Origin of the sequence: Amycolatopsis pithecellobii (assembly GCF_009707865.1) — a bacterium.
Classification (GTDB): Bacteria; Actinomycetota; Actinomycetes; order Mycobacteriales; family Pseudonocardiaceae; genus Amycolatopsis_E; species Amycolatopsis_E pithecellobii.
Window position 1 is genome coordinate 1 of the sequence record NZ_WMBA01000030.1, and the last position, 20,025, is coordinate 20,025.

Below are 20,025 nucleotides of genomic sequence, written 5' to 3' on the forward strand. Positions count from 1 at the left end.
GTTCGAGGGGGCGCTCGTTGTTCGTGTAGTGCGCTGGTTCGGCCGGCACCTGGCACCGCCCGCCGACCTCGTCCTGCACCCGCCCACTCCCCATAGCCGAGATCACGTCAACGCCCAGACAGTACCGCGGCCCACCGCGTCCCGAAGCGAACGCTGGTCCGTCGAAAAAGAACCACGCCCGCCAACGCAAGGAGCTCGCACCGCGGGGGTCCGGGGGGTCGCCCCCCGGGTGTGACAAGGCACACGGGAAAGGCCCCTCGGCGAAGCCGAGGGGCCTGAACAATGTGGGCGAGGAGGGAGTTGAACCCTCACGTCCTTTCGGACACACGGACCTGAACCGTGCGCGTCTGCCATTCCGCCACTCGCCCGCGTAACCGCGACAGCCAGGAAAGACTAGCAGGGCGTCCGGACAGGTTTTCGCGGGGGCCGTGTCACGACGCCCCGATCCGATAGGATCGGGTGCGAAAGCACACGCGCAAAGGAGGAAACGAGTCCCGGTGGGCCGCGTTGAACGGTTTGATCGACGCCTGGAAAGCCTGGTGGGCAACACCTTTGCGCGTATGTTCGGCGGCAAGGTCGTCACCCAGGAGGTGGCGCAGGCCCTGGAACGCGAGAGCGAGGACAACGTTCGTGAGCTTGCCGGCGGTAGGCTACTCGCCCCGAACCACTACGTGGTGTCGTTGGGCCAGGAAGACCATGATCGCATGGCGGGCGACGAGCAGCGTGTCACCGGGTTGCTCGCCGAAGCGGTGGGACAGCATCTCGCCGAGCACGGCTGGGACACCTATGGTGACGTCGTAGTCTCGCTCGAGCGCAACGAGGCGCTGCATACTGGACAATTCAAGATCCGTTCATCCGTCGACCCGGACGTCAGCGCGCACGGCCGGCGTCCAGGACGGCCAGCTCGACCCAGCAACGCAGGAGACCCAGCAATGAGCCAGCCCCCCGGCTACGGCCAATACGACCAGGGTGACCCGTACGGCCAGCATGGCGGTCAGTACGGCTACGGACAGCAGGGACAACCCGGTTACGACCAGGCCGGCTACGGCGGTCAGCAGGGGTATGACCAGGGCGGTTACGGTCAGCCGCAGACACCCGCCGGCGGGTACGAGCAGGGCGGCTACGGCGGCGGCCAGCCGGGTGGTTACGACCAGGGCTATGGGCAGGCGCCCCAGGGTGGCTACGACCAGGGCGGCTACGGCCAGCCCGGATACGGTGGCCAGCCGCCGCAGGGCGGATACGAGCAGGGTGGCTACGACCAGGGCGGTTACGGCCAGCCTGGCTATGGCGGTCAGCCCGGTTACGAGCAGGGTTACGGTCAACCGCCGCAGGGCGGGTACGAGCAGGGTGGCTACGGTCAGCAGCCCCAGGGCGGCTACGGCCAGCCCCCGCAGGGTGCGCCGGACCCGTACGCCCAGCAGGGCTATAACGCTCCAGCGCCGCCCTCAGTACCCGGCGGCAACCGTCAGCTCGCGGCGACGCTGCAGCTCGACGACGGCTCGAACCGCACCTACTCACTCAAGCAAGGCGGCAACGTGGTGGGCCGCGGTCAGGACGCGGACTTCCGGCTGCCTGACACCGGCGTCTCCCGCCGGCACCTGGAGATCACCTGGGACGGCCAGAGCGCGACGCTCGCCGACATCGGCTCCACGAACGGCACCACGGTCAACGGCACCCCGGTGCAGACCTGGCAGCTCGCCGACGGAGACGTCATCAGGGTCGGCCACTCGTCACTGGTTTTCCGCACGCAAGGCTGACTCACCGGGCACCTGCCTGATTCAGTTGGCCAAGCCGCTGGGAAGCTGGTATCCCGTGTCCCGCAGAATGTCGTCGGCGGGACACCGTGGCGCACCGGCGTCGCGGGTGGGAGTACAGAAGGCGGGAGCTGACACAACAGGTGCCAGAGCTGGTCGTTCAACTCACCAGGGTGGGCTTTCTGATCCTGCTCTGGTTGTTCGTGCTGGCCGCACTCCGCGTGGTGCGGTCGGATCTGTACGCGGCCTCCGGGCTGAAGGTGGCGATACCCGGCCTCCGGCGGGGTAAGGACAAGCAGCGGCCGCGGCCGACGGGCAAGACGCCTCGCCAGCTCATCGTCACGCACGGTGTGCTGGCCGGGACGAGGATCGCGTTGGACGGCCGGCCGATCACGCTCGGCCGGGCCGACGACTCGACGCTGGTGCTCGACGACGATTACGCCTCGACCCGGCACGCACGCATTTCCCTCCGTGGTGCCGACTGGTACGTGGAAGATCTGGGCTCCACAAACGGGACTTACCTGGACCGGGCTAAGGTCACTGCACCCCTCCGAGTTCCACTCGGCGTCCCCATCCGGATCGGCAAGACGGTGATCGAGCTTCGCCCATGACACTCGTCCTTCGCTACGCAGCCCGCAGTGACCGTGGCCTGGTGCGTTCGAGCAACCAGGACTCGGTGTACGCCGGACCGCGCCTGCTCGCACTCGCCGACGGCATGGGCGGCCATGCCGCGGGTGAGGTGGCCAGCAAAGTCGTCATCGCGTCCCTCGCCCCGCTCGACGACGACGAGCCAGGCGACGATCTGCTGTCGCAACTGAGAGAGGCGGTGTCGGGCGGCAACGCGGCGATCTCGGAGCTGGTGGCGAACGATCCCGATCTCGACGGGATGGGCACGACCCTGACCGCGATGCTGTTCTCCGGTTCGCGGCTGGGCATGGTGCACGTCGGCGACTCGCGCGCATACCTCTATCGCAACGGCCAGTTCTCGCAGATCACCCGTGACGACAGTTTCGTCAACGAACTGCTGGAACAAGGCCGCATCACCGCCGATCAGGCCGCGACTCACCCACAGCGTTCGCTGCTGTTGAAGGCCCTCACCGGGCACGAGGTCGAGCCGAGCCTGACCGTGCGCGAAGCACGCGCCGGGGACCGGTATTTGCTGTGCTCGGACGGGTTGTCCGGGATGGTCAGCGACGAGACCCTCGCCGAGGCGATCCAGATCGCGGACCCGCAGAACTGCGCGGACCGGATGATCGAGCTGGCGCTCAAGGGCGGCGGCACCGACAACGTCACGGTGATCGTGGCCGACGTGGTCGACGTCGACTTCGGTGAGGACGCCCCGATCGTCGGCGGCGCGGCCGGTGACGGCAGTGACGAGTACAACCACCAGGGCGACTCACCGGCGGCACGGGCCCGTGCGCTCACCGCGCCCCCGCCACCACCTCCGCAGCAGACCGACCCGGAACCCGACCCGAAAAGCACGCGCCGCCGTCGCTGGCGCTGGTTCGTCGGCATCGTGCTGGTGCTGGTGCTGCTGGCCGCGGGCGGGATCGCGACGCGCTACTTCGTGCTCAGCCAGTACTACGTCGGCGAAGGCAGCAACAACGAGGTCGCCGTCTTCCGCGGGGTGCCGGGCAGCATCCTCGGCATCCAGTTGCATCAGCAGGCCGAGGGTTCGTGCCCGCCGGGCAGCTCGATGTGTGACGTGCTGACCGTGCCCCAGTTGCAGCAGGACGCGCAGAACGCGGTGCGCAACGGGGTCAAGAAGGACACCCTGCAGGCCGCGCGCGACTACATCAACAACTTCTTGCGGTACAAGACGTTGAAGGACTGCTCGACCCAGCCGGTGACGCCGGCACCGACGCCCACGACGACCCCGCCCGGCCCTGGGCAGCCGTCCGCGCCGACGGCCCAGGCAGCACCGGAAACCGGCGTGCCGAGCACCGACTGCCAGCCGGCGATCCCCTCTGGCGGCGGTGGCTGATGAGCCAGCCTGCGTCACCAGACCCCGCGGCCCCGATCTACCAAACCAACCCGCAGCGGGAACTACCGACGCGGCGCGGGACCGAGCTGGCTCTGCTCGGGTTCGCGGCGTTCATCGTCACCTGCGCGTTCGTGCTGGTGCAGGCCAACCAGGAGCAGGAGCTGTCGCTCTCGATCATCTGGTACGGCCTGGCCTACCTGGCGTTGTTCGGGGTGGCGCACCTGGCCGTGCGGCGGTGGGCGCCCTACGCGGATCCGCTGATCCTGCCGTGCGTGGCGCTGCTCAACGGCATCGGCCTGGTGATGATCTACCGGGTCGACCTGGCGCTGGCGGAGCGGGCGACGCAGGGCGGTGATTCCTACAGTTCGGCCGCGCCCAAGCAGGTGCTGTTCACCACCCTGGCGCTGGCGCTGTTCCTCGCCGTGCTCATCCTGGTCAAGGACCACCGCACGCTGACTCGCTACGGCTACATCTGCGGCCTCGTCGGCGTGGTCGCGCTCGCGCTGCCCGCGCTGCTGCCGGCTTCGCTGTCGCAGGTCAACGGCGCGAAGGTGTGGATCAAGCTGCCGTTTTTCTCGATCCAGCCGGGCGAGTTCGCAAAGATCCTGCTGATGCTGTTCTTCGCCTCCTTCCTGGTGGGCAAACGTGACCTGTTCCGGGTCGCGGGACGGAAGGTGGCCGGTGTCGAGCTGCCGCGCGCCCGCGACCTGGGTCCGATCCTCATCGCCGCGCTGATCGCGATGGGCATCCTGATGTTCGAGAAGGACCTCGGTCAGTCGCTGCTGTTGTTCGGCATCCTGCTGGTCATGGTGTATGTCGCCACCGAGCGCGGCGTGTGGGTCGCGGTGGGCCTGGGGTTTTTCATGCTCGGCTGCGTCATCGCCTACAACCTGTTCACCCACGTCCAGCAGCGGGTGGCGAACTGGATCGACCCGTTGGCCACCTACAACGACGCGGGCGGTGGCTACCAGGTCGCACAAGGCCTCTTCGGCCTGGGCACGGGCGGGGTCGGCGGCACCGGGCTCGGCGCCGGGCGGCCCGACATCGTGCCGGAAGCCAACTCCGACTTCATCACCGCGGGGATCGGCGAGGAGCTCGGCTTCATCGGCCTGGCCGCGCTGTTGATGGTGTATCTGATCCTGGCCACCCGCGGGATGCGCAGCGCACTCGCCGTGCGTGACACGTTCGGCAAGCTGCTCGGTTGCGGCTTGTCGTTCTCGATCGTGATGCAGGTGTTCGTGATCGTCGGCGGGGTCACCAAGTTGATCCCGATGACCGGTATCACCACCCCGTTCCTGTCCTACGGCGGTTCTTCGCTGCTGGCCAACTACATCCTGGTGGGGCTGCTGCTGAGGATCTCCGACGCGGCGCGGCGCCCCGCCGCGAAACCGCGCCCGAAGGCGCCGCAACAGCAGGCTCCGCTGGCCGACGCGCACACCGTGATGGTGCAACGACCATCGGCCGAACAGGGGGGTGCCGAGTGAACAAGCCCATGCGCCGCGTCGGCATCGCCATGCTCGTCATGGTGGTGCTGTTGCTGGCCAACGTCACGTACATCCAGGTGGTGAAGGCCGACAGCTACCGCACCGACTCGCGCAACCAGCGGGTGTTGCTCGACGAGTACGCCCGCCAGCGCGGCAGCCTGGTTTCGCAGTTCAACGGCCAGGTAGTGGCGGACGTGGTACCGACCGACGACAAGCTGAAGTTCCAGCGCCGCTACCTCAACGGGCCGATGTACGCGCCGGTGACCGGGTTCTACTCGGTGAACTACGGTTCGGCCGGGCTGGAGCGTTCCGAGGACGACATCCTCACCGGTTCCGACCCGCGGCTGTTCGTGCGGCGGCTGTCGGACATGGTCACCGGCCGGGACCCGCGCGGCGGCAACGTGCAGCTGACCATCAACCCGGCCGTTCAGCAGGCCGCGTACAACGCGATGACGGCGAAGGGCTACACCGGCGCGGTCGTCGCGATGAACCCGAAGACCGGCGAGATCCTGGCGATGGTCTCGACGCCGTCGTACGACCCGAACGGGCTGGCCTCGCACGACAGCACCGAGCAGGCCAACGCCTGGAAGCAGTTCAACAACGACCCGAAGAACCCGATGCTCAACCGCGGGATCTCGGAGACCTACCCGCCGGGTTCGACGTTCAAGCTGGTCGTCGCGGCCGCCGAGCTGGAGAGCGGTGGCCGCCCGGACACCCCGGTGAGCAACGCGCCGAACGTGACACTGCCCGGTACCAGCACCACGCTGGAGAACTACGGTGGCGAGGTCTGTCCGGGCACGACGTTCGCGCAGGCGCTCGCGCACTCGTGCAACGTCCCGTTCGCGACGTTCGCCGGCCAGCTCGGTGCGGACAAGTTGCGCTCGACCGCGGCGAACTTCGGCATCGGCCAGACCGACCTGGCGATCCCCAACAGGGTCGTGCCCTCCAGCCTCGGCGCGCTCGAGTCGACCGCCGCGCTCTACCAGAGCGGCATCGGCCAGCGCGACGTCCGGCTGACTCCGTTGCAGGACTGCCTGCTCGCCGCGACGGTCGCCAACGGCGGGATGGCGATGAAGCCGCAGCTGGTGAAGAAGCTGCTGGCGCCGGACCTGTCCGACGTGCAGGGTTTCACGCCGGAGGAGCTGACCGGCACCCCCGCGCTGTCCTCGGCCAACGCCGACATCCTCAAGCAGATGATGGAGATGTCGGAGGACAACACCAAGGGCGGCGGCAAGAAGGCGAACGTCAAGATCGCCTCGAAGACCGGCACCGCCGAGCACGGCAACGATCCGAAGAACACCCCGCCGCACGCGTGGTACACCGCGTTCGCGCCTGCCGACGATCCGCAGATCGCGGTGGCGGTGATCGTCGAGTCCGGCGGTAACCGCGGTCTGGAGGCCACCGGGGGAACCGTCGCCGCGGAGATCGGCCGGGCCGCGATCAACGCGCAGCTCGGGGGTGGATAGCGGATGCTGTCCACGGGTCAGCTGGTGGCGGAGCGCTACCGTCTGGTCAGCCGGATCGCCGTCGGGGGGATGGGCGAGGTCTGGCAGGCCAGTGACACCCGGTTGGACCGCATCGTCGCGGTGAAGGTGCTCAAAGCGGAGCTGTCCGGTGACGCTGAGTTCCTGCACCGCTTCCGGACCGAGGCGCGGACGACGGCGTCGCTGAACCATCCCGGGATCGCCGCCGTGCACGATTACGGTGAATCCGTCGCGGACGACAATTCGATCGCGTATCTGGTCATGGAGCTCGTCGAGGGCGAACCACTGGCCGGCATCCTCGCGCGCGAGGGGCGGCTGGCCGCCGACCGGGTACTCGACATTCTCGAGCAGGCGGGCCGCGCCTTGCAGGCCGCGCACGAACGCGGCCTGGTGCACCGCGACATCAAGCCCGGCAACATCCTGGTCACACCGGGCAACACGGTCAAGATCACCGACTTCGGGATCGCGAAGGCAGCCCACGCCGCCCCGGTGACGAGGTCCGGCATGGTGATGGGCACGGCGCACTACATCGCTCCGGAGCAGGCGCTCGGGCATGACGCCGAGCCGGCCAGCGACGTGTACTCGCTCGCGGTGTGCGGTTACGAATGTCTGGCCGGGCACCGGCCGTTCCTGTCCGAACATTCGGTGACGGTCGCGATGATGCACATCCGCGACCTGCCGCCGCCGCTGCCGCCGGATGTGCCACCCGGCGTGCGGGCGCTGATCGAGGCGACCCTCGTCAAGGACTCGCGACAGCGTTACCGCACCGGCGGCGAGTTCGCCGCCGCGGTCGCCGCGATCCGGGCCGGTCATCCGCTGCCGGCACCATCCGGTTTCCTGCAGTCGTACCCGCCGAATCCGGCACCAGGCCTGATTTCTCATCCGCTGATGCAACCTGTGGCCCCGCCGATGGGTCATCCCAGTGGGACGGTGCCGCGCCGGCGGAACCTGGCCGCGTTGTGGGTGGTGCTCGCCGTGCTGGTGCTGGGCGTCGTCATCGCGGCGGCGTTGCTGCTGCCGAGGCTGCTCGGTTCGGCGAAACCCCCGGGACAACCGGGCGTCGTCGGCACCAGCGACCTGGGACCGGGCGGGGCCCAGCCGCCTCCCACAGAACGGAAGACCTACGGGGCATGATGAGTACACCTTGGACGGAATGGACAGGCTTTCTCCGATGAGCGCACCCCGACTGCTCTCCAACCGCTACGAACTGGGCGACACGCTCGGCTACGGCGGCATGTCCGAGGTCCATCACGGCACTGACATCCGCCTGGGGCGCGAGGTCGCGGTGAAGATCCTGCGTGCCGACCTGGCCAGGGACCCGCAGTTCCAGGAGCGGTTCCGGCGCGAGGCGCAGAACGCCGCCGCGCTGAACCACCCGGCGATCGTCGCGGTCTACGACACGGGCGAGACGCAGACCGAGTACGGTCCGCTGCCCTACATCGTGATGGAGTACGTCAACGGCCGGACGCTGCGCGACATCGTCAAGACCGAGGGCCCGATGTCGCAGAAGCGGGCCATGGAGGTCATGGCCGACGTCTGTGCCGCACTGGATTTCTCGCACCGGCACGGCATCGTGCACCGCGACGTCAAGCCGGCGAACGTGATGATCACCAACCACGGCGCGGTCAAGGTCATGGACTTCGGTATCGCGCGCGCGATGCACGACGGCCAGGCCGCGATGACGCAGACCGCCGCGGTGATCGGCACGGCCCAGTACCTCTCGCCGGAGCAGGCGCGTGGTGAGGGTGTCGACGCGCGGTCGGACGTGTACGCGGCCGGGTGTGTGCTGTACGAGCTGGTCACGGGTGAGCCGCCGTTCACGGGCGACTCACCGGTCGCGGTGGCGTACCAGCATGTCCGGGAGGACCCGAAGGCGCCGTCGTCGGTGAACCCCGCGGTGTCCGCGGAGCTGGACGCGATCGTGTTGAAGGCGCTCGCGAAGGGCCCGGCGAACCGGTACCAGTCGGCCGCCGAGATGCGCTCGGACATGGTGCGCGTGCTGTCCGGGCAGCGCCCGTCCGCGCCGATGGTGATGACGGCCGACGAGCGCACGCAGGTGATGAACGGTGGTGGTCCGCCCGGGCACGCGGCGGATTACGAGGAGTACAGCGACGGATACGGCGACGACGATCCGGCTCGCCGGCGGCGACGGCGGGCGTGGACGGCCGTGATCTTCACGGTGATCGGCTTGGCGCTGGTCGCGTTCATCCTGTGGCTGGCGGGCGCGTTCGACAGCAAGCCGACGTCGGCGCAGGTGCCCGACGTGAAGGGCCAGTCGCAGAACGTCGCGATGGATACCTTGCGCAACAAGGGTTTCACGAAGATCACGCCGGTCCCGGTGTCGTGCAAGATGCAGCAGGACGGCACGTCGGCGTGCTCGCCCGACCAGATCGGCAAGGCGCTGAAGACGGACCCGGCGGCCGGTACGACCGCGACCACGTCGACCGAGGTCAAGCTGAGCATCGGGGCTGCGCCGGCGAAGGTGACGGTGCCTGACTTGTCGGGCAAGAGCCAGGACGAGGCCAAGCAGGCGCTGGCGGGGGTCGGGTTGTATCTGGACCCGAACGTCCCGCAGGTCGATGTGAGTGACCCGAACCAGTACGGCAAGGTGGTGCGCCAGAGCGTGGGCGCGAACACCACGGTCGACGAGGGCACCACGGTGACGATCACCGTGGGCAAGACCAAGAACATGGTCGCGATCACCGATTACACAGGTCAGCAGTTCAGTGTGGCCGAGTCGCAGTTGAAGGCGGCGGGGTTCACGGTGGTGCGGCAGACGCAGGCGTCGGACAAGCCCGAAGGCATTGTGGTGAACCAGAAGCCGAACGCCGGGCAGCAGCCCGAGGGCAGCACGGTGACGCTGTTCGTGTCGGACGGTTCGCAGCAGCAGATCACGATGCCGGACCTGACCGGGCTGGACCAGCAGGCGGCGCAGGCGAAACTGGCACAGGCCGGCTGGGATGGTCAGGTGAACTACCAGGCGGACAAGGTCAACGATCCGAACAAGGAAGGCGTGGTCACCCGCACCGCGCCGACGGCCGGCACACAGATCGCGAAGAACCAATCGGTGACGATTTTCGTCGGCGAAACCGCCGGCGACGGCGGTGGCCACAACACCAGCACGTCGTCGACCCCGACGTCGACGAGCCGAGGCGGCATTCTCCCGCCGGGCCAGGGCAACGGCGGCAACTGAGCGGTTCTCTCGACGTGAGGCCAGGTTCCCCCGGCGGGGCCTGGCCTCACTGCTGTCCGCGGCAGGCCGCGTCCGCCGTGGCACGCCCACCCGCCTGGCTGCGATACTGGGTTCATGGCTGGAACGGTCATCGATGCTCCGCACAGGCGTGTGACGCTGGCGGAAGTGCGTGCCCACCGTGAGGAGATCTACCGCATCGCCGAGAAGTACGGCGTGCGGAACGTCCGCGTGTTCGGCTCGGTCGCCCGCGACGAAGCCGACGACGACAGCGACCTGGACCTGCTGGTGGAGATGCAGTCCGGTCGCGGTTACTTCGCCATGTCCGGATTCGCCCTGGACGTGGAGGAACTGCTGAACGTCTTCACGCAGGTCGCCACACCGAACGGCCTCAAGGCCAGGATCCGCGATCGGGTATTCGCCGATGCGGTGCCCGTGTGAAGCGAGCCACACCAGAGCGACTTCGCGACATTCTGGAAGCCGCGGCGACCGCTGAAGGATTCGGCCGAAGTCTCGGCACGAGTTCGACTCCGACGAAAAGGGGCAGCTCGCGTTAACGTACCTGGTCGAGATCATCGGCGAGGCCGCCAACCGTGTTTCTCCCCGCGTGCAGGCGGCCAACCCGGATGTGCCCTGGCGAGCCATTATCTTCGGTGTTGGAAGAGGGCCGCGACGGCGAGGGCGCTGACCGCGAGCACCGCCACTGACGTCACGGCGCCGAGGAGTACCGGTCCGGTCGACGGGGCGCCGGAGGACATGGCGCGCAGCATCGGGTTGAGCAGTGGGATCCACCGCACCAGCAGCACCGCGACGAGGATCGCCGGTGCGGCCAGCACCGTGTAGCCGATGCGCGGGATCAGCAGCCGCGAGCATGGCAGGCCGATCGCGACGCCGGTGCACGCGCCGGCCAGGTGCGCCACCGCACCCAGACCGACGAGGCCGGCTGGGTCGCCGTCGCGGCGAAGTGCCGACCACACCAGCGAAATTACGGTAAGCGCCGCGCAGCACAACAGCACTGACGCGACCACCCCGCCGAGCAAGGTCGAGAACCGGCGTGCGTGGACTCGAGTGATCAGCCGCTGCACCGGATCTTCCGCATCGACCAGTGCGACCGTCAGCCAGCATGCCGCGACCGTCAGGCCACCAGCGCTTACGGCGAGCTCGGGCACGATCGGCGCATCCGGGTCGGTGTACAAAATGGACAACAGCACGGCGAACGCGAACGAGGGCGGCAACCATCGTTGCGAATGTCCGAGCATGGCCAGCTGGTACCGGATCATCGCGCGACCGCCAGCACCGACCACCCCAGCCGCAACGCTTCCAGCAGCACCTTGTCCACATCCTCGGTCGCGACCGCGAGCTCGACCTGATCGCCTTTCCGCGCAACGACTTCCGGCCACGGCGCCGCACCCGAACCGCGCAACACGATCCGCACCGCGGACACCGATTCCCGCAGACCACCCTCTGCCACGCGAAAAACCCGCGTAGCGTGCTGCCGTGCGAGTTCGTCGTCGTGCGCGGTGAAAACCACGCTCGCCCCACGTTCACGGGTTTCCGCGATCAGCTCCGCCAGCACGCCGTGCGCGGCCGGGTCCAGTCCGGACCACGGTTCGTCGAGTACCACCAGGTCCGGGTCGGTCAGCAGCGCCTGCGCGAGTCCGACCTTCTGCGCGTTGCCCTTCGACAGCCGGCGGAGCTGCGTACGCGGACCACCGGCCAACGCGAGCCGTGCCAGCAGCGCAGTAGCTCGATCGTCCACATCGGACACTCCGCTGATCCGTCCGAGGTGACGCAGGTAGGCGAGCGCGCTCATCCGGGTCGAGGCCGGGAACCGGTCCGGCACATAACCGATCGACGGCGTCCCTTCCACGGTGCCCGAAGACGGCCGCGATACCCGCGCGAGAATACGCAGCAACGTGGACTTTCCGGACCCGTTGTCACCGACGATGCCGATCACCGCACCACGCGGGACTTCCAGATCCACCCCGGCCAGCACGAGCCGGCCATAGCGCTTACCGACCCCGCGGAGCCGGATCAGCGCCGTCACGCAACCGCGGCCTTCTGCAACAGCTCGACGTCGCGCACCAGAGCGTCCACAGTGGACTCTTCAACCGGGTGCCCGGCACCGCCCATCCAGTTCGCCAGCATCCGGTGTCCGCGCTGGGTCAGCACCGACTCCGGGTGGAACTGCACGCCTTCGACCGGAAGCTCACGGTGCCGCATCCCCATCACGACACCGGACTCGGTGCGTGCGGTGACCTCGAACTCCGCCGGGATCGTCTCGGGCAGCACCGTCAGCGAGTGATAGCGCGTCGCGATGAACGGATCCGGCAGCCCGGCCAGCACACCGCGCCCCTCGTGGTGCACGAGACTCGTCTTGCCGTGCAACAGTTCCGGCGCGCGATCGACCGTCGCACCCCAGGCCACGCCGATGGCCTGGTGCCCGAGGCACACCCCGAGGACCGGCGTGGCGGAGTCCGCGCAGCGGCGGACGACGTCGATGCTCTGCCCCGCGCGCTCCGGCGTGCCCGGCCCGGGCGACACGAGCACCCCGTCGAACTCGGTGATGCGGTCGATCTCGACGACGTCGTTGCGCCACACCGTGCAGTCGGCGCCGAGCTGCGCCAGGTACTGCACGAGGTTGTAGACGAAGCTGTCGTAGTTGTCGACGACGAGGATGCGCACAGGGCAAATGTACTTTGTCAGTCGCCGTTGACCGAGACGTGGTTGAACGGCAGCAGCGGGTCGGCCCACGGGAACACCACGAACATCAGCAGCGCGACCACGCCGGCGACCAGCACAAGCGCGACGACGAGCTTCGCGGCCCACGGTCCCGGGAGGTGCCGCCAGATCCAGCCGTACATCTACGCCTCCCCGATGGCCTGCAACAGCTGGGCGTAGGTGGCGCCCGGCGTCTTGGGGAACTGGTTGGTCAGCACCGCGTGCACGATCAGCCGCTGCCGGTCGGAGAACTGCGGGTGGCAGGTGGTGAGGGTGAGCAGCGCGACCTGCTGCGCGGTGGGCAGCACGTCTGTCAGGTGGTGCGGGACGGGTGCGATGACCGCCACCTGGGAGGGGTCCACGATCTCACGGCCGACGGTCTGTCCGTAGGGACCGCCGTCGGCCCCGGCGGTGCGCAGCGTGCCGACCTTCGCGCACTGTGGCTGCTTTCCCTTGCCGGACGACCAGTTCGCGATCTCGTCGGAATGCGGCAGCACCCGGTACACGAAGAAGTCGGTCTGGGTTTCGACGACGATCGCGTCGCAGGAGCTCAGCAGGTCGAGGTCGTTGAACGGGGCCCCCTTGCCGACGCGGTGCCCGGCGACCGCGAAGTTACCGGGCTGGCCGGGCAGCGCGGTGCCCTTGTAGTGGCCGGGGCCGACCTCCAGCGCGGCCGCGTCGGTGCCCTCCTGGATCGTGAAGTGGTAGTCGGCGCCGAAGCCGGGAATGTACAGCTTCGCGAACGCCTTGCCGTCGATCAGCTCGGGATGCAGCTCGCGGCCCTGCGACCAGTCGTTGTCCAGGCCGGCGGCGGCATTGGCCTGCTTCTGGGCCGAGAAGAGGTCGGTCACGTACAGCTCGTAGACGACGAAGAGCAGCACGACCAGGCCGGCGGTGATGAGCAATTCCCCGACCGTCCGGACGACTTTCGCGCCCGGCCCCCTCGACTGCTTCGGTGACGGTGCGTCCAGGATCGCCACGCGAGCTCCTCTCCCCTGCTCGCTTACGTTAACGTGTGGTGGTAGAGGAGGTTGCGCGCGAGGGGGCCGCGCAGCGCCGGCGAGTCACCCGAGTACGCGAGGTTCCGATGCCGAAGTCCAAGGTACGCAAGAAGACGGCGTACACGCCGCCCGCCGATCGCCGCACGCCGGTCAAGGTGCGCGCCGCGGGGCCATCGCACCCGATTTACAAGATCGTGATGTTCGGTCTGATGGTGGTCGGTCTCGCCTGGCTGGTGGTCAACTACATCGCCGGCGACAAGATCTCCTTCATGGCCGACCTCGGCAGCTGGAACTTCGCCGTGGGCTTCGCGCTCATGATCTCGGGCCTGCTGATGACCATGCGCTGGCGTTAGTTCGACAAAGGTTCACCGGATTACTCTGAATAGCCGATTGACAGCGAATTACACCGGTGTGACTCATCCCCATTGTGGACAAACCCTGTGGATAACTCGGCGAGCTGGGCTCCCCGGCCGGCTCTTGTCACGGTCGGCCTGCTAGGCACGCTCGTCGCACTGGCCGGTGCGTTCGCCTACAGCGACCGGACGGGCGCGGTGCTGTTCGGGGTCGCGGCCGTCGTGCTCGCCGTCCTGTCGACGCACGGCCTGCTGGTGCGACCCCGGCTGGCCGCCGACATCGACGGTGTCCGGGTCCGCACGATGCACGGCGAACAGCGGTTCAACTGGGCTGAGGCTCACCTGTCGCTGCGCACCACCAAGCGGCTGGGCCGCGAGGCCACCACGCTGGAGATCTCCGCCGGTGACCAGCTGTTCGTGCTGGGCCGGCTCGAACTCGGTGCCGATCCGGTGGACGTGCTCGAGGTGCTCAGCACGTTGCGGCGGTGAGCAGACCACGCCCTACAGCTGCGCGTCGCGGTAGAAGTACAGCGCGAGCAGGGCGAGTGCCAGCAGCATGAGCGCACAGACCTGCCAGGCGACACGGTTCTTCGCCGGTGCGTACACCAGCGCCGCCGTCGCCAGCGCACCGACGATCAACCCGCCGAGGTGCGCGAACAGGGAGATGTTCGGCAACGACACGGTGAGGACCAGGTTCAGCACGATCGTGCCGATCGCCGGCCCGGGGTTGAGCTTCAACCGCAGCACCGCGATCAGGACCCCGCCGAGCAAGCCGTAGATCGCCCCGGACGCGCCTGCGGTCGGACCGTTCACCCCGCCGAACTGGAACACCAGGAGACTGCCGCCCAGCAGCGAGATCGCGTACAGCGCGACAAACCGGACCTTGCCGAGCAGGATCTCCAGCTCACGGCCGATGATCCACAGCGAGAACATGTTCACCGCGAGGTGGATGGCCCCGTAGTGCAGGAACCCGGAGGTGACCAGGCGCCACCACTCCCCGCCCGCGACACCGAGCGGCCACAGCACCCACGCGTTGAACAGATCCGACGCCTGGTTGTTCATCGGGCTGCCGGCTTCGAGCGCGGTGACCCCGTAGACCAGCACGTTGAGCGAGATGAGGACCGGGGTCACCACCGGCCGGCTGGACAGCCGGGCACCCGCGATGGTGCGCGCGCCGTAACCCGCGGGCTGGTACTGCCGGCGCTGTCCGGCGTCCTGCCGTCGACCGGCCTGCACACAGTCGATGCACTGTGCGCCCACGGCCGCCTCACGCAGGCAGTCAGGGCAGGCAGGCCGGCCGCAGCGGGTACAGCTCAACCCGGTCTGGCGGTTCGGATGCCACCAGCAACCGGGCAAAGCCGTCGGCGGTGTCTGTGGAGGCTGGGTCACAGTACTTCCAGGCTAGCCGCCGCGCCGTTTTGCCGCCGTCAGCGTTCGATGTCGATCTTCTCGATGACCACGTCGTCGAGCGGACGGTCGGCCACGCCGGTCGCGGTGTTCGCGATCTCGTCGACGACGTTGCGCGACTCCTGGTCGGCGACCTCACCGAAGATGGTGTGCTTGAAGTTCAGGTGCGTCGTCGGCGCGACGGTGATGAAGAACTGCGAACCGTTGGTGCCCGGGCCCGCGTTCGCCATCGCGAGCAGATAAGGACGGTTGAACTGCAGCTCCGGGTGGAACTCGTCATCGAAACGGTAACCAGGGCCACCGCGCCCGGTACCGGTCGGATCACCGCCCTGGATCATGAAACCGGAGATGACGCGATGGAAGACCGAGCCGTCGTAGAACGCGCCCGCCTTCTCTCCCTTCGCGTTCGGCTGGCTGTACTCTTTCGTGCCCTCCGCGAGGCCAACGAAGTTCGCCACGGTTTTCGGGGCGTGATCAGGGAAAAGGTTCAAGCGGATGTCGCCGTGGTTGGTGTGCAGGACGGCCTTGGCCTTGCCACCGACGAGGGATTCATTGCTCTCAGTCACGTGACTCATCGTGCCATCCGCAGCGGGATCCGCCGGAAACGGGCAGGATAGGTCACGGGGAAACTACGAGAAGACCAACGATTGACGAGGTGAAGGCCATGACCCGAGCCGCAGACTCGGTCAGTGAGCCGGTCAAGTCCGGCTTGCGGGGCCTGCGAAGCCGCGCCGTGGAGGCGGGCAAGGCAGCCGAGCAACTTCTTGTCGAGAACACCGAGGAAGTGCGCAAGGAGGCGGTCAAGCGCGGCCGTAAGGCGCGCAAGGAGTTCGCGAAGAAGTCGGGCGAGACCCGCAAGGAGCTGGCGAAGGCCCGTGCGGAGGCACGCAAGGAAGCAGCCGCGCGGCTTGCCGAACTGCGTAAGCCGGGCCGCAAGGCGCGCAAGGCCGCCGTGAAGGCGGCGAAGGCGGCCGGCGAGTCCAAGCGCAAGGCCAGGCGGGACTTCAAGGCGGCGAAGAAGGATTTCCGGGCCGCACTCGCGGAAGCCAAGATCGCCGCGAAGGGCGAGCGCAAGCGCCGCCGCTGGCCGTGGCTGCTGGGGATCGGGCTGGCAGCCGCCGGCGCCGCCTACGCGCTGCGGGCCAAGCAGGAGCCGCCGGTCGCGACCGAGCCGCCGAACAACACGCCGACCTCGGCGGAGCCGAAGCACTCCGCGAACGGTCAGGCCACGTCGCCTTCTCCGGCGCAGAAACAGCAATAAGGCCACCAGACCGTCGAGGCCGCCTGCGGGACTCCCGCAGGCGGCCTCACGGTTGGTCCGCCACTCAGGCGTTGGCGGCGTGCTTGTCGATCAGCTGGCCCAGCCGCGGAAGGGCCTCCTCGACGTTCTTCTTGCCGTTCGGGCGCAGCTTCGAGTAGACCTTCTTGATGCTGTCGCGGCTGCTCCGCTCGGCACGAGCGTCGGTGACGCCCAGCAGCGCGTCGGAGGCCTCGTCACCGCGGCCCGACAGGTAGGCGCCGAAGTCGCCGCCGCCCTGGCCCTTGAAGTCCGCGTAGAACGGCTCGAGCGTCGCGGTGAAGTCGTCCAGCAGGCTGTCGACGGCAGAGCCGATGATGCCCGGCTTGATCTTCTTGACCGCCGCGAACCCGGTCTTGATCACGGCACCGGAAACGCCGCCCTTGTCCGAGACCTCTGCGTCGACCAGAGTCTCGAGGTCGCTCACGACGGCGGGACGCCTGCTGGAGTCGAGCAGGATTTCCTTGAGGGTGTCAGCCACGGGTGTCTGTCCTTCTTCACTTCGAGGTACACGGATTTCGCTGCGGCCCGTTGCACGCCGACGGCGGCTGGTCCTCCCCGGCCACAGGTGGGGGTCAGCGTAGTACAGGTTCGAGTTGCGCTTTCAGCCACTGGGCGTTAGAGGCCGAGTGCGGAAATTGTTTGCTTCGCAACGGTTCTCGCTTTGATGGTTTGTTTCTGGTTCGTGGTGACCACGACGGCGGCGCCGGCCTTGGCGACCGCGTACACCGCGCCACCATCGGTCGGCTCGTACCCGCCCTGCCAGCCCGCGGGGTCGGTCGCCGGATTGCTGCTGTTCAGCGGAGCCGCCTTGTCCACCAAGGCTTTCGCGACGCCCGCGTCGCCGACGTAGACCTGAACGGTGAGCTGGAGTTTGCCGCTGAGCGCGTAGAAGAAGCAGGACGGCGGCTTGCCCGCGTCCGCGCTGGAGGTCTGGACCTTCGACACGTGCTGCCCGTTGGTGTCCGCCACGAACGACGTGTCGAGGTACGGGCACGGCCCGGGTCCGGACGGTTGCGGGTCGGGCGGGGGCTGCGCGGCCGCGACCGCCGGCGCGCTGGGACTCGGGGACGGTGCCGCTGGGTGCGATGAGCAGCCGGCCAGCACGACGATGGTCCCCAGCACGAGCACGAGTCGGCGCATAGCTTCCAGAGTGAAGCATGTAGACAAACAGTCCGATATATTGACATAATGTCTGGGTGAACCTCGACGACATCCGCGCCGCAGCCGGACGGCTTGCCGGGCACGCACACCACACGCCGGTCCACACCTCGCACACGCTCGACTCCCGTGTCGGCGCGGAGGTGCTCCTCAAGTGCGAGAACTTCCAACGCATTGGCGCCTTCAAGTTCCGCGGCGCGTTCAACATGCTTTCCCGGTTGTCCCCGGCCGAGCTGGCGCGCGGGGTGTGCGCCTTTTCGTCGGGAAACCACGCACAGGCGGTCGCGCTGTCCGCCTCGTTACTGGGCACGAAAGCGACGATCCTGATGCCCGAGGACGCGCCGAAGTCCAAATTGGACGCTGCGCTCGGGTACGGCGCTGAGGTCCGCCGGTTCGACCGCTACGCCGACGACCGCGCCGCGTTGGCCGCCGATCTCGTGGCCGAGACCGGGTGCACGATCGTCCCGCCGTATGACCATCCGGACGTCATCGCCGGTCAGGGCACCGCTGCGCTCGAATTCCTGACGGACGTGGGCGCGGTGGACGTGCTGCTCACCCCGGTCAGCGGGGGTGGCCTCATGGCGGGCACCGCGGTCGCGGCAACGGCCCTGCACCCCGGGATCAAGCTCGTCGGGGTCGAACCCACGGCGGGAAATGACCACCAGCGGTCATTCGCGGAAGGGCGCCGGGTGAGCATCGACGTGCCCCGCACGATCGCGGACGGCCTCGCGATGAGTGAGCCCGGCGAGCTGACGTTCGCGATCAACCACCGGCTGGTTTCGGAAATCGTGACCGTGACCGACGACGAGATACGCGACGCGATGCGGTTCCTGTTCGACCGCATGAAGCTCGTGGTCGAGCCCAGCGGGGCGACTGTCGTGGCCGCTCTGCTGAACGGAAAGGTTTCCGTCCACGGGAAGAGGGTCGGCGCGATCCTGTCCGGTGGCAATGTGTCGGCGGATCGGTTCCGCGAGCTGCTGGCTTAGCGCCAGCCCTTCGACGGCGGCATCGGAGCGGTGACGCCGTCTGTGTCGGTGAGCGGCTTCGCCTTGCCGTAGAAGGATTTCAGCTCGCTACCGGCGAGGCATCGAGCGGGGAACGCAGCGGACGCGACCCGGCCGGCGACGGCCCGCACCGGAAGCTCCACCGCCGAGGCGGCGAGCACGACGTTGCCGAACCGGCGCCCGCGCAACACACCCGGTTCGGCGAGCAGCAGGGTGTGCGCGAAGACGGTGGCCGCCGTGGCGGCAACGCGGCGGGTGAACATCAGGCCGGGCCCGTCCGCGACGTTGATCAGGTAGGTACCCGAAGGGCGGAGCACGCGGGCGATCTCGCGGGTGAATTCCAGTGTGGCGATTTCCCCCGGCATGCTGGCTTGTTTGAACACGTCCGCGATGACGAGATCGGCGCTGTCGTCGTGGCGGGTGGCGACACCGGCGCGCCCGTCGGTGATCCGCACGCGCAGTTGCGGGACGCTGCGGAGATCGAGTTGCTCGCGGACGAGTTCGATGAGCGGCCCGTCGGCGTCGAACACGAGCTGCCGCGATCCCGGCCGGGTTGCCGCGATGTAGCGGGGCAGGGTGCAGCCGGCACCGCCGATGTGCAATGACTCCAACGGTTCCGCGCCACCGCCGAGGAAGTCGATGACGTCGCCCATGCGCCGCACGTACTCGAACTCGAGATGCGCCGGATCGTCAAGGTCCACATAGGACTGTGCGATACCGTCGACGCTGAGCAGCCAGCCGCCGGGGTGGTCCGCATCGGCAAGCAGTTCCGCGGTCCCGAAACGCACCGGATATTCGCCGGGCATCGGGTCGGTTTGCTTGCGCCGCTTGCTCACTCGCCGGTTTTCCCGTCGATCCGTTCGCGCATCAGGTCGGCATGCCCGTTGTGCCGCGCATACTCCTGGATCAGGTGCAGGTAGAGCAGGCGCACGCAAAAGGTCTGGCCGTCGTGGGTGAAGGCGTCGTCGAGTGAAGCGGCGGCGAAGATACGGTCCGCGATCCGGCTTTCCTCGAGCAACCGCTCGTAGTCTTCGGCCGCCTCGCCGGTGAGGCCGGCGCATTTGGCCGGCACCACGGTGCGATGCCACGCCAAGAATCCGGTGAGCAAGGTGCGCTCGTCCACGCCGATCGGATCATCGACGTACCGGATTTCGGGCGCGGTCCAGGTCACCACAGCATGGTAGC

24 protein-coding genes and 1 tRNA gene are annotated in these 20,025 nt (G+C 68.1%); 13 read left to right on the plus strand and 12 right to left on the minus strand.

Annotated elements, in window-relative coordinates:
* Window positions 1–285: 285 nt before the first annotated feature.
* Window positions 286–368 (minus strand) — tRNA-Leu (locus GKO32_RS19280).
* A gap of 129 nt (window positions 369–497) precedes the next feature.
* On the opposite strand from GKO32_RS19280, the gene GKO32_RS19285 reads away from it, so the two are divergent.
* From GKO32_RS19285 to GKO32_RS40550, 9 genes are all read left to right on the plus strand, one after another.
* On the plus strand, window positions 498–1,757 hold the full coding sequence (locus GKO32_RS19285) for an FHA domain-containing protein (protein ID WP_312868123.1): 1,260 nt from the start codon (window positions 498–500) through the stop codon (window positions 1,755–1,757).
* A gap of 140 nt (window positions 1,758–1,897) precedes the next feature.
* Complete coding sequence (locus GKO32_RS19290) at window positions 1,898–2,365, plus strand: FHA domain-containing protein FhaB/FipA (protein ID WP_312868124.1); 468 nt, start codon at window positions 1,898–1,900, stop codon at window positions 2,363–2,365.
* Window positions 2,362–3,738, plus strand: coding sequence for a PP2C family protein-serine/threonine phosphatase (locus GKO32_RS19295; RefSeq protein WP_154758288.1), 1,377 nt, complete (start codon window positions 2,362–2,364; stop codon window positions 3,736–3,738). Before GKO32_RS19290 ends, GKO32_RS19295 begins: the two co-directional genes overlap by 4 nt.
* Window positions 3,738–5,222: an FtsW/RodA/SpoVE family cell cycle protein gene (locus tag GKO32_RS19300; RefSeq protein WP_154758289.1), complete on the plus strand. Its 1,485-nt coding sequence runs from the start codon at window positions 3,738–3,740 to the stop codon at window positions 5,220–5,222. Before GKO32_RS19295 ends, GKO32_RS19300 begins: the two co-directional genes overlap by 1 nt.
* A complete protein-coding gene (locus GKO32_RS19305; protein WP_312868125.1) occupies window positions 5,219–6,688 on the plus strand; it encodes a peptidoglycan D,D-transpeptidase FtsI family protein in 1,470 nt (489 codons plus the stop codon). The genes GKO32_RS19300 and GKO32_RS19305 overlap by 4 nt, the downstream gene beginning before the upstream one ends.
* A 3-nt stretch (window positions 6,689–6,691) precedes the next feature.
* Window positions 6,692–7,840 (plus strand): serine/threonine-protein kinase, encoded by a 1,149-nt coding sequence (locus tag GKO32_RS19310; RefSeq protein ID WP_154758290.1) that lies wholly within the window; start codon window positions 6,692–6,694, stop codon window positions 7,838–7,840.
* A gap of 37 nt (window positions 7,841–7,877) precedes the next feature.
* A complete protein-coding gene (gene pknB / locus GKO32_RS19315; RefSeq protein ID WP_154758291.1) occupies window positions 7,878–9,899 on the plus strand; it encodes a Stk1 family PASTA domain-containing Ser/Thr kinase in 2,022 nt (673 codons plus the stop codon).
* 114 nt (window positions 9,900–10,013) lie between these two features.
* Window positions 10,014–10,337: a nucleotidyltransferase family protein gene (locus tag GKO32_RS19320; RefSeq protein ID WP_154758292.1), complete on the plus strand. Its 324-nt coding sequence runs from the start codon at window positions 10,014–10,016 to the stop codon at window positions 10,335–10,337.
* Window positions 10,338–10,458: 121 nt separating this feature from the next.
* Window positions 10,459–10,584 (plus strand): ribonuclease HepT family protein, encoded by a 126-nt coding sequence (locus GKO32_RS40550; RefSeq protein WP_376765979.1) that lies wholly within the window; start codon window positions 10,459–10,461, stop codon window positions 10,582–10,584.
* On the opposite strand, the gene GKO32_RS19330 is transcribed toward GKO32_RS40550, so the two are convergent.
* The 5 genes from GKO32_RS19330 to GKO32_RS19345 are packed head-to-tail and all read right to left on the minus strand — an operon-like array spanning window position 10,541 to window position 13,597.
* A complete protein-coding gene (locus GKO32_RS19330) occupies window positions 10,541–11,176 on the minus strand; it encodes a hypothetical protein (RefSeq protein ID WP_154758293.1) in 636 nt (211 codons plus the stop codon). The two genes, GKO32_RS40550 and GKO32_RS19330, sit on opposite strands and share 44 nt — an antisense overlap.
* Window positions 11,173–11,934, minus strand: coding sequence for an ATP-binding cassette domain-containing protein (locus GKO32_RS19335; RefSeq protein ID WP_154758334.1), 762 nt, complete (start codon window positions 11,932–11,934; stop codon window positions 11,173–11,175). Before GKO32_RS19335 ends, GKO32_RS19330 begins: the two co-directional genes overlap by 4 nt.
* 5 nt (window positions 11,935–11,939) lie before the next feature.
* Window positions 11,940–12,581 (minus strand): aminodeoxychorismate/anthranilate synthase component II, encoded by a 642-nt coding sequence (locus GKO32_RS19340; RefSeq protein ID WP_312868126.1) that lies wholly within the window; start codon window positions 12,579–12,581, stop codon window positions 11,940–11,942.
* A 17-nt stretch (window positions 12,582–12,598) separates the two neighbouring features.
* On the minus strand, window positions 12,599–12,760 hold the full coding sequence (locus GKO32_RS38065) for a hypothetical protein (protein ID WP_166459652.1): 162 nt from the start codon (window positions 12,758–12,760) through the stop codon (window positions 12,599–12,601).
* On the minus strand, window positions 12,761–13,597 hold the full coding sequence (locus tag GKO32_RS19345; protein WP_312868128.1) for a class E sortase: 837 nt from the start codon (window positions 13,595–13,597) through the stop codon (window positions 12,761–12,763).
* Window positions 13,598–13,704: 107 nt separating this feature from the next.
* On the opposite strand from GKO32_RS19345, the gene crgA reads away from it, so the two are divergent.
* A complete protein-coding gene (gene crgA / locus GKO32_RS19350) occupies window positions 13,705–13,971 on the plus strand; it encodes a cell division protein CrgA (protein ID WP_154758294.1) in 267 nt (88 codons plus the stop codon).
* Window positions 13,972–14,058: 87 nt separating this feature from the next.
* Window positions 14,059–14,460: a PH domain-containing protein gene (locus tag GKO32_RS19355; RefSeq protein ID WP_312868129.1), complete on the plus strand. Its 402-nt coding sequence runs from the start codon at window positions 14,059–14,061 to the stop codon at window positions 14,458–14,460.
* A gap of 12 nt (window positions 14,461–14,472) precedes the next feature.
* On the opposite strand, the gene GKO32_RS19360 is transcribed toward GKO32_RS19355, so the two are convergent.
* Together GKO32_RS19360 and GKO32_RS19365 are read right to left on the minus strand one after the other, a co-directional pair.
* Window positions 14,473–15,231, minus strand: a complete 759-nt coding sequence (locus tag GKO32_RS19360; protein ID WP_312868131.1) for a rhomboid family intramembrane serine protease — start codon at window positions 15,229–15,231, stop codon at window positions 14,473–14,475.
* Window positions 15,232–15,398: 167 nt separating this feature from the next.
* On the minus strand, window positions 15,399–15,953 hold the full coding sequence (locus tag GKO32_RS19365) for a peptidylprolyl isomerase (RefSeq protein ID WP_154758296.1): 555 nt from the start codon (window positions 15,951–15,953) through the stop codon (window positions 15,399–15,401).
* Window positions 15,954–16,042: 89 nt separating this feature from the next.
* On the opposite strand from GKO32_RS19365, the gene GKO32_RS19370 reads away from it, so the two are divergent.
* Entirely contained in the window at window positions 16,043–16,639 is a 597-nt protein-coding gene (locus tag GKO32_RS19370; protein WP_154758297.1) for a hypothetical protein, read from the plus strand.
* A gap of 64 nt (window positions 16,640–16,703) precedes the next feature.
* Here the strand turns inward: GKO32_RS19370 and GKO32_RS19375 are convergent, their stop codons facing one another.
* Window positions 16,704–17,156: a DUF6918 family protein gene (locus GKO32_RS19375; protein WP_312868133.1), complete on the minus strand. Its 453-nt coding sequence runs from the start codon at window positions 17,154–17,156 to the stop codon at window positions 16,704–16,706.
* 137 nt (window positions 17,157–17,293) lie between these two features.
* Entirely contained in the window at window positions 17,294–17,818 is a 525-nt protein-coding gene (locus GKO32_RS19380) for a DUF2020 domain-containing protein (RefSeq protein ID WP_154758298.1), read from the minus strand.
* Between the two features lie 56 nt (window positions 17,819–17,874).
* Between GKO32_RS19380 and GKO32_RS19385 the strand changes: the two genes are divergently transcribed.
* Complete coding sequence (locus GKO32_RS19385) at window positions 17,875–18,822, plus strand: threonine ammonia-lyase (protein ID WP_312868134.1); 948 nt, start codon at window positions 17,875–17,877, stop codon at window positions 18,820–18,822.
* Here GKO32_RS19385 and GKO32_RS19390 read toward each other — a convergent pair.
* Window positions 18,819–19,646: a spermidine synthase gene (locus GKO32_RS19390; protein WP_154758340.1), complete on the minus strand. Its 828-nt coding sequence runs from the start codon at window positions 19,644–19,646 to the stop codon at window positions 18,819–18,821. The genes GKO32_RS19385 and GKO32_RS19390 overlap by 4 nt on opposite strands.
* A 26-nt stretch (window positions 19,647–19,672) precedes the next feature.
* On the minus strand, window positions 19,673–20,011 hold the full coding sequence (locus GKO32_RS19395; protein WP_312868135.1) for a mycothiol transferase: 339 nt from the start codon (window positions 20,009–20,011) through the stop codon (window positions 19,673–19,675).
* Window positions 20,012–20,025 lie beyond the last annotated feature (14 nt).

Bases quoted from the DNA above. Each gene is read 5' to 3' on its own strand.
- GKO32_RS19330 (WP_154758293.1), bottom strand. From the start codon at position 11,176: ATGATCCGGTACCAGCTGGCCATGCTCGGACATTCGCAACGATGGTTG.
- pknB (WP_154758291.1), top strand. From the start codon at position 7,878: ATGAGCGCACCCCGACTGCTCTCCAACCGCTACGAACTGGGCGACACG.
- GKO32_RS19370 (WP_154758297.1), top strand. From the start codon at position 16,043: ATGACCCGAGCCGCAGACTCGGTCAGTGAGCCGGTCAAGTCCGGCTTG.
- GKO32_RS38065 (WP_166459652.1), bottom strand. From the start codon at position 12,760: ATGTACGGCTGGATCTGGCGGCACCTCCCGGGACCGTGGGCCGCGAAG.
- GKO32_RS19320 (WP_154758292.1), top strand. From the start codon at position 10,014: ATGGCTGGAACGGTCATCGATGCTCCGCACAGGCGTGTGACGCTGGCG.
- GKO32_RS19380 (WP_154758298.1), bottom strand. From the start codon at position 17,818: ATGCGCCGACTCGTGCTCGTGCTGGGGACCATCGTCGTGCTGGCCGGC.
- GKO32_RS19295 (WP_154758288.1), top strand. From the start codon at position 2,362: ATGACACTCGTCCTTCGCTACGCAGCCCGCAGTGACCGTGGCCTGGTG.
- GKO32_RS19300 (WP_154758289.1), top strand. From the start codon at position 3,738: ATGAGCCAGCCTGCGTCACCAGACCCCGCGGCCCCGATCTACCAAACC.
- crgA (WP_154758294.1), top strand. From the start codon at position 13,705: ATGCCGAAGTCCAAGGTACGCAAGAAGACGGCGTACACGCCGCCCGCC.
- GKO32_RS19365 (WP_154758296.1), bottom strand. From the start codon at position 15,953: ATGAGTCACGTGACTGAGAGCAATGAATCCCTCGTCGGTGGCAAGGCC.
- GKO32_RS19390 (WP_154758340.1), bottom strand. From the start codon at position 19,646: ATGCCCGGCGAATATCCGGTGCGTTTCGGGACCGCGGAACTGCTTGCC.
- GKO32_RS19310 (WP_154758290.1), top strand. From the start codon at position 6,692: ATGCTGTCCACGGGTCAGCTGGTGGCGGAGCGCTACCGTCTGGTCAGC.